The sequence below is a fragment of the Streptococcus parasanguinis genome (assembly GCF_047465465.1).
Taxonomy (GTDB): Bacteria; Bacillota; Bacilli; order Lactobacillales; family Streptococcaceae; genus Streptococcus; species Streptococcus parasanguinis_AI.
Map to the genome: position 1 here is coordinate 1 of NZ_JASGZU010000003.1, position 16,867 is coordinate 16,867.

The 16,867-nt window shown below is 35.9% G+C and carries 16 protein-coding genes, 1 tRNA gene and 1 rRNA gene; 1 reads left to right on the forward strand and 17 read right to left on the reverse strand.

All coding sequences use genetic code 11. The annotated features are described in order from the left end of the window. From QM351_RS06190 to ychF, 13 genes are all read right to left on the reverse strand, one after another. Positions 1-76, reverse strand: a 16S ribosomal RNA gene (locus tag QM351_RS06190); the annotation flags it as partial. 242 nt (positions 77-318) lie between these two features. Continuing rightward, entirely contained in the window at positions 319-798 is a 480-nt protein-coding gene (locus QM351_RS06195) for a sigma-70 family RNA polymerase sigma factor (RefSeq protein ID WP_049473250.1), read from the reverse strand. 154 nt (positions 799-952) lie between these two features. Then, positions 953-1,024, reverse strand: a tRNA-Glu gene (locus QM351_RS06200). 91 nt (positions 1,025-1,115) lie between these two features. Continuing rightward, positions 1,116-3,089, reverse strand: a complete 1,974-nt coding sequence (gene ftsH, locus QM351_RS06205; RefSeq protein ID WP_254728735.1) for an ATP-dependent zinc metalloprotease FtsH — start codon at positions 3,087-3,089, stop codon at positions 1,116-1,118. Positions 3,090-3,099: 10 nt separating this feature from the next. Then, positions 3,100-3,642 (reverse strand): hypoxanthine phosphoribosyltransferase, encoded by a 543-nt coding sequence (hpt, locus tag QM351_RS06210; RefSeq protein WP_003018402.1) that lies wholly within the window; start codon positions 3,640-3,642, stop codon positions 3,100-3,102. A gap of 4 nt (positions 3,643-3,646) precedes the next feature. Next, the gene (tilS, locus tag QM351_RS06215; protein ID WP_254728728.1) at positions 3,647-4,921 is read right to left on the reverse strand and encodes a tRNA lysidine(34) synthetase TilS; all 1,275 of its coding nucleotides are present in this window, start codon (positions 4,919-4,921) and stop codon (positions 3,647-3,649) included. After that, entirely contained in the window at positions 4,921-6,207 is a 1,287-nt protein-coding gene (locus tag QM351_RS06220) for a serine hydrolase (protein WP_414327026.1), read from the reverse strand. The genes tilS and QM351_RS06220 overlap by 1 nt, the downstream gene beginning before the upstream one ends. Then, the gene (locus tag QM351_RS06225) at positions 6,179-6,307 is read right to left on the reverse strand and encodes an SP_0009 family protein (RefSeq protein ID WP_003009253.1); all 129 of its coding nucleotides are present in this window, start codon (positions 6,305-6,307) and stop codon (positions 6,179-6,181) included. The genes QM351_RS06220 and QM351_RS06225 overlap by 29 nt, the downstream gene beginning before the upstream one ends. Before the next feature lie 3 nt (positions 6,308-6,310). Beyond that, positions 6,311-6,679: an FtsB family cell division protein gene (locus tag QM351_RS06230; RefSeq protein WP_003009251.1), complete on the reverse strand. Its 369-nt coding sequence runs from the start codon at positions 6,677-6,679 to the stop codon at positions 6,311-6,313. Further along, positions 6,672-6,938, reverse strand: a complete 267-nt coding sequence (locus tag QM351_RS06235) for an RNA-binding S4 domain-containing protein (RefSeq protein WP_003002258.1) — start codon at positions 6,936-6,938, stop codon at positions 6,672-6,674. Before QM351_RS06235 ends, QM351_RS06230 begins: the two co-directional genes overlap by 8 nt. Before the next feature lie 68 nt (positions 6,939-7,006). Next, the gene (gene mfd / locus QM351_RS06240; protein ID WP_254728722.1) at positions 7,007-10,501 is read right to left on the reverse strand and encodes a transcription-repair coupling factor; all 3,495 of its coding nucleotides are present in this window, start codon (positions 10,499-10,501) and stop codon (positions 7,007-7,009) included. Positions 10,502-10,505: 4 nt separating this feature from the next. Next, positions 10,506-11,075, reverse strand: coding sequence for an aminoacyl-tRNA hydrolase (pth, locus tag QM351_RS06245; protein WP_414327027.1), 570 nt, complete (start codon positions 11,073-11,075; stop codon positions 10,506-10,508). Between the two features lie 68 nt (positions 11,076-11,143). Next, positions 11,144-12,259 carry a redox-regulated ATPase YchF gene (ychF, locus tag QM351_RS06250; RefSeq protein ID WP_003010773.1) on the reverse strand — a complete coding sequence of 372 codons (1,116 nt, stop codon included), beginning with the start codon at positions 12,257-12,259 and terminating at the stop codon, positions 11,144-11,146. A gap of 177 nt (positions 12,260-12,436) precedes the next feature. Between ychF and QM351_RS06255 the strand changes: the two genes are divergently transcribed. Continuing rightward, positions 12,437-12,934, forward strand: coding sequence for a DUF1307 domain-containing protein (locus tag QM351_RS06255; protein ID WP_049495817.1), 498 nt, complete (start codon positions 12,437-12,439; stop codon positions 12,932-12,934). 35 nt (positions 12,935-12,969) lie between these two features. Here the strand turns inward: QM351_RS06255 and QM351_RS06260 are convergent, their stop codons facing one another. From QM351_RS06260 to QM351_RS06275, 4 genes are all read right to left on the reverse strand, one after another. Beyond that, entirely contained in the window at positions 12,970-13,161 is a 192-nt protein-coding gene (locus QM351_RS06260) for a DUF951 domain-containing protein (RefSeq protein WP_003002008.1), read from the reverse strand. Positions 13,162-13,173: 12 nt separating this feature from the next. Further along, a complete protein-coding gene (gene dnaN, locus QM351_RS06265; protein WP_414327028.1) occupies positions 13,174-14,310 on the reverse strand; it encodes a DNA polymerase III subunit beta in 1,137 nt (378 codons plus the stop codon). Between the two features lie 159 nt (positions 14,311-14,469). Then, positions 14,470-15,828: a chromosomal replication initiator protein DnaA gene (gene dnaA / locus QM351_RS06270; RefSeq protein WP_049485692.1), complete on the reverse strand. Its 1,359-nt coding sequence runs from the start codon at positions 15,826-15,828 to the stop codon at positions 14,470-14,472. Positions 15,829-16,095: 267 nt separating this feature from the next. Continuing rightward, entirely contained in the window at positions 16,096-16,857 is a 762-nt protein-coding gene (locus QM351_RS06275) for a ParB/RepB/Spo0J family partition protein (protein ID WP_414327029.1), read from the reverse strand. Positions 16,858-16,867 lie beyond the last annotated feature (10 nt).

A 16,867-nucleotide genomic window follows, 5' to 3' on the forward strand; every position in this document is an offset into this window, starting at 1 on the left:
AGCTTCAGCGTTCTACTTGCATGTATTAGGCACGCCGCCAGCGTTCATCCTGAGCCAGGATCAAACTCTCATTAAAATAATTGTTTGTCTTAAACTCATTCTGTCACTGACAGATTTATTGTTTTTTATTGTTCAGTTACTATAACTTTCGTTATAGCGCCCTGCACATTGGTTCGTCTTGTTCAGTTTTCAAAGGTCTTTGTCGCTCTCGCGCGACAACTATATTAGTATATCATGACCTCTCCTTACTGTCAACACTTTTTCTCAAAAAATTTTATTTTTTTGAAAGTTCATTTATACACTGTCAACTTTCAGTTCTTAAATTGTATTTTTAAAATCCTTCAGATAGTTCTCTAATTTCTTTTTCATTTTTGTTTTTCCTAGACATCTTCTGTTTGCTAGTAATGCTTCATATTGTTCTTTTTCTTTTACGGTTAATTTTTCTTTAAAACGTTTTAATGCATCTCTAAGAACAACCAGCTCATCTAAATATATTTTTCTTGATGAAATTCTGTGACTAATTTCTCCAATTTCAATATATGGAAGTCTATTTATTTTTCTCTTATCACTTTCCTGTTGTCTTATTTTATCTTTAATATGATTTCTAAATTTTGTTTTAAAATATGTATAAAGTAATTCTTCATTTGTTTCAATTTCAGGATTTTTTTGATAAAGTTCAAAGAGTGTTAGCTGTCCTTCTTGTTCCCAATCATCCTTTTCCCATAATTGAATATAATATTCTTTTTCACATTTTCTTACGATATATTTTACTTTTTGATACATTTTATTAAATTCCATAAGCTCTCCTTTACTTTTATCTGTATTTTATAAAAATAAAGAAGCCCATTGGACTTTTTTTCTATTCTGCACGTTTTTTTAACTATTTGGTTATTATTTTTAATTATTTTTTCCAAATACACAAAAAAACTGCCACTTGGTGACAGTTCATCGATAGTCCGTACGGGATTCGAACCCGTGTTACCGCCGTGAAAAGGCGGTGTCTTAACCCCTTGACCAACGGACCATTTTTACAACATATTCTATTATACAGAATATTTTTACTCTGTCAACACTTTTTTAATAAAAAAAGAAGGAAATATTTTCCTTCTTTTGAATTAGTTATTTTCTTCTAATTTTGACTTAATCTCATCATATGATAGAGGTTTTGCTTCTTCTTCTAATTCATGCTCTGAATTTTCAGGCATTTTTCCTGTTTCATATAATGATTTAATTTGAACACTATCCAAGGTTTCATATTTTAATAGAGCTTCCGCAATTAGTTTATGCGTTTCTCTATTTCCTTGAATAATTTCTGCCGCTTTATTACGGGCTTCATTCAACAGACTACGAACTTCTTCATCAATTTCGTAAGCTGTTTGTTCTGAAATCATTTTTTGTGGGCTTTGAGCACCAAACATCGCATGATTTCCTTCATATTGGACCGGTCCAAGTTTTTCACTCATACCATATTCTGTCACCATTGCACGCGCCATTTGGGTAGCTTGTTCAAAGTCATTTGAAGCACCCGTTGTTTGCGAATTGAAAATAATTTCTTCGGCAACACGGCCTCCCATGAGCCCAGCTAATTGTTCTTTCATATCTTCTTTAGAAAGTAACATTTGATCTTCTTTAGGAAGGGCAATCATGTAACCGCCTGCACGACCACGTGGAACAATAGTAACTTTATGAACTACACGAGCATTTGATAAGACCAGACCAACAATTGTATGACCAGCTTCGTGATAAGCAACCATTTCACGTTCTTTTTGTGAAATCGTCCGATCTTTCTTAGATGGACCTGCAATAACACGATCTTCTGCTTCATCGATATCAGCAGCATCAATTACTTTTTTATTTCGACGAGCTGCAACCAAGGCTGCTTCGTTCAAAACATTTTCGAGATCAGCACCGACAAATCCTGGTGTTTGTTGAGCAACCAATTTCAAGTCCACATCTTGAGCAAGTGGCTTATTCTTAGCATGAACACGAAGAATTGCCTCACGACCTTTCACATCTGGACGTCCAACCAATACTTTACGGTCAAAACGGCCAGGACGAAGAAGGGCAGGGTCAAGGACATCAGAACGGTTAGTTGCTGCGATAACAATGATTCCTTCGTTGCCTTCAAAACCATCCATCTCAATCAAGAGCTGGTTGAGGGTTTGTTCACGTTCATCATTTCCGCCACCAAGACCTACACCACGCTGGCGCCCAACAGCATCAATTTCATCGATAAAGATAATGGCTGGTGCTGCTTTTTTAGCATCTTCAAAAAGTGAACGAACCCGGCTAGCACCGACTCCGACAAACATTTCAACGAAGTCAGAACCAGAGATACTGAAGAATGGCACTCCAGCTTCACCAGCTACTGCTTTTGCTAAAAGGGTTTTACCAGTTCCGGGAGGGCCTTCAAGAAGCACACCTGCTGGGATTCTTGCACCCAATTTAGTAAAGCGTTTTGGATCTTTTAAAAATTCAACAACTTCAACAAGTTCTTGTTTTTCTTCTTCAGCTCCTGCTACATCTGAAAAACGAACTTTAATATCTTCTTTATTAGCAGCGCGGGCTTTATTACGACCAAAGTTCATGGCACCTCTGGCACCTCCGCCACCGCCTTGGTTCATCATTGAGAAGAAGAAGAACATGACAATAACAAATGGAACAATTGAAGTGAGAATTGTTATCCACATGCCACTTGAGCTCTCACGCTTAATGGTGATTTCTGCTTTGTGGTCAGCTGCTAATTTTTGTAATTCATTGACGGTGATATCAGATGGAAGGATGACACTAGTAAAGCGAGATACTTTTTGAACACTTGGGGTAAAAAATTGAATTCCTGTATCTTCTTTTGATTCTTTTGCTTTATTATAGGTACCTGCAATTTCAATCACACTACCATTTGGTTGGTAACTGATCGTTTTTACATTATCATTTTTAATTTCTTTGACCAATTCTGTGTAGTTGATTTGCTGACTTTGACCAACCCCATTACCCGCAAAAAAGTACTGGAATCCTGTCACAGCCGCTACAATAATCAACAAATACAGAAATGGATTTCGGACAAAACCGTTATTTTTTCTGTTATTCATCTAGTCTCCTCTATTTTGAGTACACTTCCTCTTTTAATACACCAACATAGGGTAGGTTACGATAATTTTCATCATAGTCTAAACCATATCCTACAACAAACTCATTTGGAATCGTAAAGCAGGTGTAATCTGCTTCAATCTCAACCAAACGTCCTTCAGGTTTATCCAATAAGGTAGCAATCTTCACAGATGCTGCATTTCGTTCTTCAAAGAGTTCTTTTAGACTCTTGAGGGTTTTACCTGTATCGATAATATCTTCTACAAATAAAATATCTCTACCAGTAATATCTTGGTCGATATCCTTGATAATATTAATAATACCTGAGCTTGCCGTACCACCATGATAACTTGAAACCAGCATAAAATCCAATTCAATATGTGTATCCACGTGGTTGATCAACTCTGCCATAAATGGAACAGAGCCTTTCAAAATTCCAACAAAAATTGGATTTTTCCCTTGGTACTCTTTTGTTAGGGTTTCACCCAATTTCTTTGCTGCTTCTACAATTTCATCATGTGAAACCAATACTTTTTTTATATCTTTTTCTAACATGTTTTTACCTATCTATTTTTTGAATATAAAGACTATCTTTCATTATACCACTTTTTGAGAGCTTACTCAAATCACTCGTTACCAATCCCACTACAGAAAGAATATTATGATTCTGTTCTATAATGAGAGCTTTTTGTCGAAGCGAAATTGGAATTTTATGGTTGATAAACCACCGTCTTAATTTTTGATGGTGGCCATTAACAAGCAGGTGATCTCCTTCCTTTCTCCCTCTAATTAAGATGGGAGTTTCGCGTGAAACAGAAAGAATTTCTACATTTTCCCCTACTAATGGTTGTCCAAAAGATAGTTTATAATTTGCAATATCAAAGATATTCCCAAATTCTAACAAAAAAGGAAGGGGTTGGTCATCCGACTTTTGACTGATTTTTCGTATTTCAAAGAAATCATATTCTTGATGTAGTTCATAATTCGACTTTAAATAATGAATGCAATTTCTTTTTTTTCGCAGTAAATCTAATAATTCTTGAAACTGGGCCCTACCAAGTTGCAAATCTGGAAATTGTGCCAAATACTCTTCTAATAAGAATGATTGTACAGAATGAGAATACGTTCTAAAAGAAGCTAAATCTTGAATGCTTAACTTGCTAGTCAATTCTTTTAGTGCTTGGTGCCAATGATTCACTTCCTCTGCTAAATAGCGAAGACTTGCTTGCATTTGGGGATTTTCTTTTTCAAATTCTGGAAGGTATTGATGGCGTACACGATTTCGAAAATAGTCCTGTGAGTCATTGCTACTGTCTTCAAAGTGAGGGATTTTCATCAACTCATCTTTGGTAAAAGTTAACAAAGGACGGATTAACTCACCCTTACCAAATGGTTGGCGTACAGGAATACCACTTAAATGGCGTAATTTTGTTCCTCGTATTAAGCGCATGAAAGTTGTTTCGGCTTGATCGTTTGCATGATGACCTGTTACTAAAGCGGTGCAATCCTCTTTCTCCATAATCTGTTTAAAAAAATCATAACGAAAGGTACGAGCTTTTGCTTCTGTAAAATCACCCGAATAGTGAGCCACATGGATACGTGTCTCTCGCCTATCAGCTAGCGTTCGAAGTTCACTTTCTTCTAAATCCGATTCTGGTCTTTGTCCATGATTGACATGAGCGAGTACCAGATGGATTTTCAATCGTTCTTTATTCTTATATAAAAGTTCATACAGATTCATTGAATCCAATCCACCAGATAAGGCAACTAAAACACGGCGATGGGGAGTAAATAGATCTTGTTTTTCACAAAACTCTAAAAATCGCTTTTCCATTATTTCAATACCTCATAGATATCTTTTGAAATGTTGGAAATCGTATCATAATTCGAATGATCTGTAAAAATGGCTATTACATAGGGTGAATTTGTGTATACAATTGCAACATCATGTCTAAAATCATAGGCATCTCCAATTTTATGAGCAACCTTTACTGGAAGGTCACGCGCAATCCGTTGATCATCATATTTTGTAGAGGAGAGCGCATCAATAATAGGGCCATTTTGTTGATAGACAGCCTCCATGACATTGCCAGCCATTTCAGCGGATGCTTCTCTTTTTTCAACATCCCAATGTTTTTTTGCAATTTTATCCAATGTTTTTTGGAAGTCTTGATCTGATTGATGAGTGACATAATAATTCAAGATATTATGTCCAACATTATCTGATTCTTTTGCAATCTTATCTACCAACTCTTGAACACTATATTCTTTTCCATCTGGTGTTTTTGAAAGGCTACCACTTCCTTCTGGTTCATAGCCACCTTTGAAATCATTGACTTCTGGAATATATTTGTAGGTTGTGGTTGGAGAAATGGCTTTTTTATTGAGCTGTTCTTGGACGTAGTACAAGTATGGTAATTTCGTTACACTGGCAGAATACATTTCTTTTTGCGGATTGATTCCAGCAGTATTTCCAGTCTCTAATTGTTTTACATAGATTCCATACGAAGGAGAATTGTATTTACTATTTAACAAGTCCTGGACTTTTTCTATTCGATTATCTTTTTCAGTAACGAATGCTTTGTTCACCCAGCCCTGACCTTCAATCTCCACAAACTCATCTCGTAAAGTCTTAGCTGTACGTAAGACTGTCACTTTTGTATAAGGAGAAAGAGGTGTATTTTTTTCTTTTGCACCATTTATTAAGGGTCGGTCATACACTTTAAAACCAGGTTTTAGCCACATGTCTTGTTTTTTTTCTTGTGTTTCTTGTACAACATCAGAAAAAATGACAGAAGAATCTGCTAATACATATCCTTTCTCTGCTATTTTAAATACAGCTTTCCCTTCATCATTTACAAAGAGTTGTTCGATTGTAAACGGTGTGTTGGGAAGAATTTCTCCTTTTGCTTTTTTCAACTGAGGATCAGAAAAAACAGAAATTTTGCGATAGACATTCGGGTTTGCTGGAATTGAAGAAAAATAAAGTTCTGATGGATGAGCCGTTGTCTGAGAAGACTCAGACTGCTCGACACTCGCTGCTTGAGATCCAATAAATAAAATTGGAACTAACAATAGGAGCAGAAATCGTTTAGACACCTGTATTCCTTTCTTTTTCATCCTTTTGAAGTTTAATCATTTGGTTTTTCTTTTTTAATTCCTCTAATTTTTCATCCGAAAATTCAAGGAATTGTTTAACTGTTTGTAAGATATTTTCCATCGGTTATTGGGGGAGTAAATCTGGGATGGTATAAACATATTCACCATCTTTTGAAAAAGAATACTTAGCGCGTGCATATTTTGTTGCATAATCATCGTCTTTTAATTTTTTAGCGATGTCTTGTTGGTATTCTTTTTGTTCACTTGTTTCTTTATACTCTTTTTCCAACTGTTTGTATTGTTCTTTTTTATCTTGTAGCGATTGATAGCTCTGGGCTAAATTATAAGTTGGAAGAATAAATAATAACATGACCAATATCAAGACAAGCCCCAGAAAACGATTGCGTTTTTTTCTTTCTTCTTCTAAAAAACGTTTTCGCTGACTTTCGTCTTTGATATATTTATTGTTCATTTGAACGATATTTTTAGGCATCTTCTTCTATCCTTGTTTCACTAATTATTTCGTACATTTTGGATGCATCTTCTTTTTTTGTACTATCCAACATTTCCAAGACTTTAACCGTCAATACTTTATTTCCAAAACGAACTTCAATTTGATCATTCACTTTCAAATCCGTTGAACTTTTGGCTAATACTCCATTGACTTTGATCCGCCCTTTATCTGCAACTTCCTTTGCAACAGGACGACGCTTAATAATGCGAGAAACTTTTAAATATTTATCTAATCTCATACTGTCACCTCTAACATAGTATTGTATCATTTTTTATACATAAAATGCGAAAAATGAGCTAAGAACTGCTAGTCCTTTTCTTTTTCCTGTTTAATTTCCAATAAGGTTTGACCAAATTGCTTCAGAGCTTCCAAAATTTCAAAATCTTTCTTATTTCGAATATCGAAGATCACTTCAATTAATCCCTTTTCTTCTGCAATCTGTGCCTTTAACTGTGTCATTGACAGAGCTTTGAAATAATCCTGTGTTAAAAACAGTTGTTTGGCAATAGGTTCAAATTTCACTGTCACTTTTTGTTGTTTTCTTTCAACAAGACGGACAAAGACTTGATCCAAGTAAGCTTTCACTAAACCAATTTCAAGTAGGTAGGCGACAACATCTGGATATTCTCCAAAACGATCGATCAATTCATCTTGCAAGTATTCATAGTCCGTTGCAGAATCCATTTCACGAATTTGTTTGTAAATTTCAATTTTTTGACGTTGATCTGAAATATATTCATTAGGTAAATACGCATCTATTTGAAGGTTCAACTCTGCATTGCTCTTTTGTCTGCGATGCTCTTGGCCTTGTTTCTTAGCAATAGCTTCTTCTAACAATTGAGAATACATTTCAAAACCAACTGAATCGATGAAACCAGATTGAGAAGCTCCAAGGATATTCCCTGCTCCACGGATCGATAAATCTCGCATAGCAATTTTAAATCCAGACCCCAACTCAGTAAAACCTTTAATAGCTTCTAAACGTTTTTCAGACACTTCTGTAAGAGATTTGTCTGGACGATACATCAAATAAGCATAAGCAATTCGATTGCTTCGTCCCACACGACCTCTTAGTTGATAAAGAGTTGAAAGTCCCATATGATCCGCATTTTCAATAAAGAGTGTATTGGCATTTGGAATATCCACACCTGTCTCAATAATGGTTGTCGTCACTAAGACATCGTATTCGCCATTAATGAAATCCAACAGGGTATTTTCCAGGCGAACTTCACTCATCTGACCATGAACAAAGCCAATCGAAGCTTCTGGAATCAACTCTTTTAATTCAGACACCTTTTGTTCAATTGTATCTACCTTATTGTAAAGATAATAGGCCTGTCCTCCACGATCCATCTCCCGCAACACAGCATCTCGAATAATGGTTGGATTAGTCTCTAGTACAAAAGTTTGCACAGGATACCGATTGGTCGGAGGTGTTTCGATGACAGACAAATCTCGAATTCCTAGCATAGACATATGAAGAGTTCGAGGTATAGGGGTAGCTGTCAAGGTAAGCACATCCACCTTTTTTTTCAATTCTTTCAAGGTTTCTTTGTGCTTCACTCCAAAACGTTGTTCTTCATCGATCACGATTAAGCCTAAGTCTGAAAAAACAACATCTTTGGACAAGAGCCGGTGAGTTCCAATAATAATATCCACTCGTCCTTTTTTCAACTTTTCAAGCGTTTCTTTCTGCTCTGCCTTACTCTGGAAACGGCTTAAAACAGCAACCTCTACTGCAAAAGATTCAAAACGCTCCTTAAAATTGGCATAATGTTGTTGGGCAAGAACCGTGGTAGGAACCAGCACTGCTACTTGTTTATGATCATTTACTGCCTTAAAGGCTGCTCGCATAGCGACCTCTGTTTTTCCAAAACCGACGTCTCCAACCAGCAATCGATCCATCGGACAATTCGATTCCATATCTTTTTTAATTTCTTCAATGGAACGTAATTGATCATCTGTTTCAATATATGGAAAATCTTGTTCAAAAGCCTCTTGGTTTTCATCATCTTTGGAATAGGCAAAGCCTTCTAATTGACTACGCTCCGCATAAAGTTTTATCAAATCATCCGCAATGTCCTCCACCTGGGTCTGAACCTTTTGCTTCGTTTTTTGGAAACGCCCATCATTTAACTTGTTAATTTTTGGCGTTTTTCCATCACTTGCAACGTATTTGGACAACATCTGAATCTGATCGACAGGAATCGAGATGCGATCTCCATTTTGATATTGAATTGAAACATAATCACGATGGACACCCGAAATTTCAATCGTTTCAATTCCCAAATATTGACCAATACCATGAACTTGGTGAACAACATAGTCCCCTTTTTCCAATTCATTATAATTTTTTAGGCGTTCTGCATTGGAAATATTTTGCCTGCGAATCTTTCGTTTGATCTTTTTCTGATAAATCTCTGATTCTGTAATGTAGACAATTTTTTCATCAACAAATTGAAAACCGTGAGCTAATCCTCCAACGACTAATTGACTAGCTTGAGGAATGATCGTATCCCCATCAATATAATCTAATCGAATCCCATACTCTTCTAAATTTTTATGGAGCTGTTGAAGATTGTGATGAGAAATTGCTTGGACAATAACAGTATAGTTTGATTTTCGATACCGTTCAATTTCCTCTTTTAGTAAATCAAATTGTCCAAAAAACTCCTGCATGGGATATTGATTGAATTGATACAAATGATCAAACTTCAGATTTCCCAATCCTTTTTGAAAGTTTGAAAAATAAGTTGCAGGCGTATATTTTCGTAATGTTGTACTGGTGTCTGCAAAATACACTTGGCGAGAAGAAGCTCTATTTTTATGTAAATCTTCCGTCAAGAGATTAGCTGTATCTAGTTCAAATCTCGCTATTTGATCTGCTATTTTTTGATAATCATCCAGAAAGACTGGAGTGTGTTTAGGGAGATAATCGAATAGGGTATATTGTTTCTTGTAAAAGAAACTAATAAATTTTCTAAGATCCGGATGGAGTTTCCTTTGAGAAATATCTCCCAGAATTTCTGCTAGATAAGATTTAAATTCTTCATTTGCACTCTGTTCTTGCAATTGTTCGATTTGCTGCTGACCACGTATAAAATCTTCCTCTTGCAACAATAGATCACTCACTGCCTTAAGTTGAACTTCTTCAACATTTTCAACAGAACGCTGACTTTCTGGGTCAAAGATTCGGATTCCATCAATCTCATCTCCGAAAAATTCAATCCGATAGGGTTGGAGTTGGTCGATCTCAAAGATATCTAAAATATCTCCTCGTAGACTAAACTCTCCCTGTTGCAAAACTTGGCTCACCTTTTGGTAGCCAATCTTCTGTAATGTTTCACTCAGAGTAGTTAAGTCTATTTCTTGACCAACCTTCAATTGAAAAATGCTAGATGCAAAAACTTTAGGAGAAGGTAATAGTAGTTTTATACCACTCACATTGGTCACAAGGATGCCTTGACGATCTTCTTGGCATAAAAAGTTCAAAGCCTCTAATCGTGCAAATTGCCTTTCTTGTGAAGCAAAAACAAATTCTGCTAAAGGGTTATCATCTCCCAAAAATGTATGGACTTTCTCTTCTCCAAGTAGGGCAATAAAATCACTGGCCAATCGTTCTGCTTCGTTATAACTGGAAGTGATGAGGACTGCTTTTTCAATAGAATCAAAGGCTGAAGCCATTACAATAGCCTTTGTGGTCGCAGATAATCCTAAGATCAATTCCCTATTATTTTTTTGTAAACCTTGTTGCCAGGATAGAAGGTTGGAGTTTTGACTCACTAAATCAATTACATTCATCTACTTACCCGTTGTATTTCTGCATGCTTCTTTCAAAATTTTCTTCTACCAAGTAATCGTTAACCACTTCTTCTACTCGATCAATTGTTTGTAGAATAGTGATGTAATCGTCTTTATCAAATTTCCCTAAAACATGATGAACAACTGACATGCCCTGCTTAGGTCTTCCAATTCCAATCTTAATTCGATAAAAAGTCTGAGTTCCAATATGATTGATAATCGATTTGATTCCGTTATGACCTCCAGCTGATCCTTTAGCTCGAAGACGAATCTTACCAACTTCCATATCTAAATCATCGTAAATAACCAAAAGATCTTCAATATCCAGACCATAATAAGTCAGAAGGGCATGGACTGCTTTTCCACTCTCATTCATGAAAGTGGTCGGCTTTACAAAATAGACCTTTTCTCCATTCAAAAATGTTGAGGCGATATCAGCTTGAAAAATCTTATCATGGGAGAAAGTAAGATTTAAAGACTTTGCCATTTGATCAACTAACATAAAGCCTACATTGTGTTTGGTTTCAAAATACTTATCACCTGGATTTCCCAATCCAACAATTAATTTCGTCATCTCTTTCCTTTCAAAACACTAAAAGGGTTGGAAATATTTTTTCCAACCTTTACATCTTTTTAACTCTCTTATACATTAAAACGGAATTCCATGATGTCCCCATCTTGGACAACATATTCTTTTCCTTCTTCGCGCAAGCGTCCTGCTTCTTTTACAGCCTTTTCAGAACCGTATTTGACCAAATCATCGTAGGACATAGTCACGGCACGAATAAATCCTTTTTCAAAATCGGAGTGGATGATTCCAGCTGCTTGAGGAGCTTTCATGCCACGTTTGAAGGTCCAAGCACGCACTTCTTTTTCACCAGCTGTGAAATAAGTGCCAAGTCCCAACAAGTGATAAGCTGCACGCGTAAGTTTATCAACTCCAGACTCTGTTAGGCCAATCGCCTCTAAAAATTCTTGTTTATCTGCATCATCTAGCTCAGAAATTTCTTCCTCAGCACGCGCAGAAATCACCACGACTTCCGCGTTCTCTGTTGCCGCAAAGTCACGAATTTGCTTCACATACTCGATAGAATCTGGATCTGCAACAACATCTTCATCCACATTGGCTACATAAAGAACTGGTTTGGTAGTCAAAAGGAAAAGTCCTTTCACCACTTTTTGTTCTTCCTCAGTGAATTCAATGGTCCGAGCTGATTTACCATCTTCAAGAACTGGTTTGATTTTTTGTAGAACATTAAATTCCGCAACAGAATCCTTATCTTTTTGTGTACGAGCGATTTTTTCTACACGCGCATAGCGTTTATTGACAGACTCTAAGTCGGCTAAAATTAATTCTAAATTGATGGTATCAATATCTGCCAGTGGATCAACAAAGGCATCTTCACGACCTTGCTCCCGCATGACATTTTCATCATCAAAAGCACGCACTACATGGACAATGGCATCTACTTCACGGATGTTGGCCAAGAATTTATTACCAAGTCCTTCCCCTTTAGAAGCTCCTTTCACAATCCCAGCAATATCTGTAAATTCAAAAGTAGTCGGAACTGTCTTCTTAGGAGTAATCATTTCCGTCAATTTTTGGAGGCGTTCATCTGGAACTTCTACCATCCCGACGTTTGGATCAATGGTCGCAAAGGGATAGTTTGCGGCCTCTGCTCCTGCTTTTGTAATTGCGTTAAATAGGGTTGATTTACCAACGTTTGGTAAGCCAACGATACCTGCTGTTAATGCCATTTTTCTTTTTCTCCGTTCAAATTTCAATCTCTTTTATTATAACATAATTCAAAAGACAAGTGATGAAAAATGAAATATTTCATCACCTTTGAAACTAGATTTTTTCATCAAACTGTAACGTTCTAAAAAGATAAAAATGGTATACTATATTTAACAATGAACAAAGGAGTTTTTCAGATGAAAAAACAAACATGGAAATCTATTTTTCTTTCTTTAATCGCTATCTTTACTCTCTTTCTTCTTGGAGCTTGTGGACAACAATCTGTTCAAAAATCCTATCTTCAGGCAATCAACCAAGAAAAGAAAACAGATGTTCGTATTACACTAGAACATAAAGGTGATAAAGCGATCAGTAACCAAACCACCACTACTATTTATTACAAAGAGGCGGGAGTTACGAAAGATCAATTAAAGGAAATGATCGATAAATATGATGAAGAATACAAAGATGTCAAAGGATTCACACATTCTGCTGAATATAAAGATGACTATATGGTTGAAAAAACAACACTAAATTATGAAAAGGCAGACTTAGATCAGCTAATTGAAAAGAAATTAGTAATGACACAAAAAGATAAAAAAGTCGACTATATCAGCTTTAAATCAACTTTTGATATGATGAAACAGGGTGGTTTCAAAGAAGTTAAAAATGGAAAATTTGAAGAATTAAAATAATCGAAAAGGTTCGGTCACATAAGTGACTGAACCTTTTATAGTACTTTCTTCATTTTCTGTTCAAAATCATGGCGACTCATCATGACCACATGGTCACAATTGCTACACTTGATTTTTATGTCTGCACCAAGTCGCGTAATTTCCCAACGATTTGCCTTTTTGCCTGTTTCTTTAATCACACAAGCGTGAGGCTTTTTCATTTCTACAAAATCACCTAACGTATACATGATTCACCTTTGTTAATTTGTGCGAACTGGCGTAATCAATTGAATGAACCCTTGTTCATTTCCTTCTGGAACCAATGTAAACGGTCTAACAGAAGAAATAAAACGAATAACAACTTGTTCACTGTCAATAGCTTTGAGCGCTTCAATCAAATAAGTTGGATTAAAGCTAATAGACAAATCCTCTCCTGAAACGGCGCTCGTATCGATCTCTTCATTTACTCGCCCAACTTCTGGTGAATGAACGTGAGAAGAAACCACTCCATTTTTGAACTCTAATTTAACCGTTCCGTTTTGAGTCGCATTTGAAAGAAGACGAGCACGCTCCATTGCAAATCGAAGGTTGGCCACATTGAAGGTTGCCTCTGTATTGAATTCTGTTGGAATGAGACGGTCTGTATCAGGATAATTTCCTTCTAGCAAACGGGTATAGAAACTAATGTGTTCACTTCTAAAGAGAATTTGATTGTTAGCAAAGAAAACCTCAACTGTTTCAATATCATCAGAAAAAACAGAGGTGAATTCACGAAGAGAGCGACTTGGGATGACAACATCAAAGTTGTCTCCATTTTTCTCCAGTGTAATCACTTTTTGACTCATACGGTGAGAGTCTGTTGCTACTGTTTTTAGCTCTTTATTATCCGATAGAACAAAGTGAACACCTGTCAAAATTGGCCGACTTTCTTGTACACTTGCTGCAAATGCTGTTTCATTAATTAATTGTTTTAATAATTTTGTTTCCAAAACTAATGGATTACTTGCAACAATTTCTTGAATACGTGGATATTGATCTGCATCTTTTCCTTTAAGTGTAATTTCTGATTTTCCACTTGTTAAAAGAACCTGTTTTTGTTCAATCTCTTTAAAATCTAAAGTAACATCTGGTAAACTTGAAACCACATTAATAAAGAAAGTTGCTTCCAATAAAATAGAACCTGGAGAGGTCACTAGTAAACCAGCATTTTCATCTTTGATAGAAATAAAGTTTTCAATTGAAATTTGGCCATTCGATCCAGATAAGGCAACTCCTTCTGGAGTGACATCAATTTTAATCGTGGAAAGAATTGGGATAGCATTTTTTGAACTGATTGCTCTTTTGGTAGTATTTAGTGCTTGTAAAAATAAAGTTTTGTTAATAGAGAAATTTATCATGGTCATTCCTTTTATTTATTTTATGATTAGTAAGTTAATAGTAATAGTAGATTATGTGGAAGTTGTGGAAAACTCTCAGAATCCTATCTATGACTTAAAAAGTTACTTGTTTAAAAATTGTGCATAACCCCTAGAAGTTTAGAGGAAGTTATCCACAGATTAATTTAGCTTTTTCTTGATACTTTGAATTTCGAGTCGTAGATTATCATCTGTGTCGACCATACTTTTAATTTTTTCATAAGCATGAATGACAGTCGTGTGGTCTTTTCCACCGAATTCTTTTCCGATTCGAGGAAGTGAGTTGTCCGTCATCTCTCTTGAAAGATACATGGCCACTTGTCGTGCTAGGACAATATTCTGAACTCTTCGAGAACCTTTGATTTCTTTTACACTGACTCCATAAAAGGCTCCAACTGCTTCCTGAATTTTTTCAATGGGGATGACAAGCGTCTTGCTATTATCGTTTTTACGAGCTCGAATAGCTTCAGCTGCAACATCGATCGTAATTTCTTTTAGTTTTTTTACCTTCGCCATTAAAGAAATATCATTTAAGGCACCTTCTAAGTCTCGGACATTTGAATCAAACTGACCAGCTAGATATTCTAGTGTGTCATTAGGAAAAATATAGTCTAGATCTTCAATTTTATTCCGTAAGATGGCAATCCGAGTTTCAAAATCAGGTGGTGTTATATTTTGCGTTAGTCCCCATTTGAAACGAGTGACCAGCCGCTCTTCAAGACTATCTAAATGATCCGGACTTCGATCGCTTGTTAGAACAATCTGTTTGTTGTCGCTATGGAGAGCATTAAAGGTATTAAAGAATTCCTCTTGAGTCGTGACTTTTTTCCCACCAAGTGACTGGATATCATCGATCAGTAAGAGATCAAGACTTCGATAGGTATTCTTGAACGTCTTCATTTCTCCTAATCGAAGGTGTTCTAAAAATTCATTAATAAATGTTTCTGCTGGGACATACTTAACCCGTGCATTTGGAATATTTTCTAGGATTTGATTTCCAATTGCGTTCAATAGGTGAGTCTTTCCAAGCCCTGGTCCACCATAGATAAAGAGAGGGTTGTATGTTGTTGCAAGATTTTCAGAAACTGCAAGCGCTGCTGCTTTCGCCCAAATATTTCCATCCCCTTGCACAAAATTATCAAAGGTGTACTTTGATTTCAGACCTGTATCAATTTTAGGCAACGGTTCGGTTGTTAAGCTAGCTGAAGATAATCTCCTATTCTCACTGCTATGACTACTAGGAATTTCTTCGGTATCTTCAAAAACGAAATGGAACTTCAAATCTGTATTGTAGACTTCAAAGCTGGCTGTGATCAAAGCATTTTTTAGATTTGTTTCCCAAAATAATTCTTTATAATTTCCATCAAGATAAATGGTAGCCGTCTCTCCATCGATTTTGACTAATTTTGAATCGGCGACAAAAAAATCATAGGCACTATCTTTTAGTTGTAATTGGGCTAATTCTAAAAAACGAGACCAAAATTGCTCTTCTTGTGACACTATCAGACTTCCCTCCTTTTCTTGAATTGTATCAAATCATACGTACTCCTATTCTACCACAAACAAAAATAGTTTTCCACAGGCTAAATTTCATGAAATTAAATTATAGTTTTAAACTTTTCCACAAGTTGTGGATTTAAATTCACATTGTTTTTAAAAGTTATCCACAAAGTGGGGATAACTAGAGAATATCCTTATTTTTCTGCTATTTACAAAAGATTTTTATGGTGGAAAAGCTTGTCAATACAAAAAATAAAAATAACAGCCTTATTTGAGGCTGTTGATAATTCGTTGGTATTCATCAAGACTGGAAAAAGAAATTTGGATAGTTCCTTTATTTTGAGAAGAGGAGTGTATCGTCACATCTGTTCCTAATATTTTTTTCAATCGTTGTTCCTCTTCTAGTAGGAAGCTCTCTTTTGCTTTTTTATTTTTCTGTTTTCTTTTTGAACTGATCTTATTTTCTAATGTTCGAACATTTAAATGATCCTGTTTGATTCGCTCCAACCAAAAGCGCTGCTCTTCTTCATCAAGAGGAACAAGAACACGCGCGTGAGCCGAAGAAATATCATTTTGAATGACTGCTTCTTGAACAGAGGGAGCTAGATGTAACAAGCGAAGCATATTGCTGATATAGGGTCTAGATTTCCCCATAAATTGAGCGATTTGGTCGTGCTTATAGCCATGATCAACGAGCTTCTGGTAGGAGATAGCTTCTTCAATTGGATTGAGATCTTCTCGTTGAAGATTTTCAATAATGGCTTGTCGCATCATTTCTTGATCCGTTAACTCTTTAATAATCGCAGGAACAAGATCTAATCCAGCAATTTTTGAAGCTTTAAAACGTCTTTCACCTGCAAGCAATTCAAAACCAATTATTGGAGATTTTCTGACAATAATGGGTTGAATTAAGCCATTTTCTTTGATTGACTGAGCCAGTTCTTCTAATTTTTCTTGATCAAATACTTTTCTTGGTTGGAAAGGATTGGTTCGAATGTCCTTTACCGCTATTTTTTCTAATTTTTCCATCTTATGAATA

Coding starts and splice junctions, on each gene's coding strand:
- QM351_RS06275 (WP_414327029.1), bottom strand. CDS start 16,857: ATGGAAAAATTAGAAAAAATAGCGGTAAAGGACATTCGAACCAATCCT.
- QM351_RS06260 (WP_003002008.1), bottom strand. CDS start 13,161: ATGTATACGTTAGGTGATTTTGTAGAAATGAAAAAGCCTCACGCTTGT.
- mfd (WP_254728722.1), bottom strand. CDS start 10,501: ATGAATGTAATTGATTTAGTGAGTCAAAACTCCAACCTTCTATCCTGG.
- ftsH (WP_254728735.1), bottom strand. CDS start 3,089: ATGAATAACAGAAAAAATAACGGTTTTGTCCGAAATCCATTTCTGTAT.
- QM351_RS06220 (WP_414327026.1), bottom strand. CDS start 6,207: ATGAAAAAGAAAGGAATACAGGTGTCTAAACGATTTCTGCTCCTATTG.
- dnaN (WP_414327028.1), bottom strand. CDS start 14,310: ATGATAAATTTCTCTATTAACAAAACTTTATTTTTACAAGCACTAAAT.
- QM351_RS06230 (WP_003009251.1), bottom strand. CDS start 6,679: ATGCCTAAAAATATCGTTCAAATGAACAATAAATATATCAAAGACGAA.
- ychF (WP_003010773.1), bottom strand. CDS start 12,259: ATGGCATTAACAGCAGGTATCGTTGGCTTACCAAACGTTGGTAAATCA.
- QM351_RS06255 (WP_049495817.1), top strand. CDS start 12,437: ATGAAAAAACAAACATGGAAATCTATTTTTCTTTCTTTAATCGCTATC.
- tilS (WP_254728728.1), bottom strand. CDS start 4,921: ATGGAAAAGCGATTTTTAGAGTTTTGTGAAAAACAAGATCTATTTACT.
- QM351_RS06225 (WP_003009253.1), bottom strand. CDS start 6,307: ATGGAAAATATCTTACAAACAGTTAAACAATTCCTTGAATTTTCGGAT.
- QM351_RS06235 (WP_003002258.1), bottom strand. CDS start 6,938: ATGAGATTAGATAAATATTTAAAAGTTTCTCGCATTATTAAGCGTCGT.
- QM351_RS06195 (WP_049473250.1), bottom strand. CDS start 798: ATGGAATTTAATAAAATGTATCAAAAAGTAAAATATATCGTAAGAAAA.
- hpt (WP_003018402.1), bottom strand. CDS start 3,642: ATGTTAGAAAAAGATATAAAAAAAGTATTGGTTTCACATGATGAAATT.
- pth (WP_414327027.1), bottom strand. CDS start 11,075: ATGACGAAATTAATTGTTGGATTGGGAAATCCAGGTGATAAGTATTTT.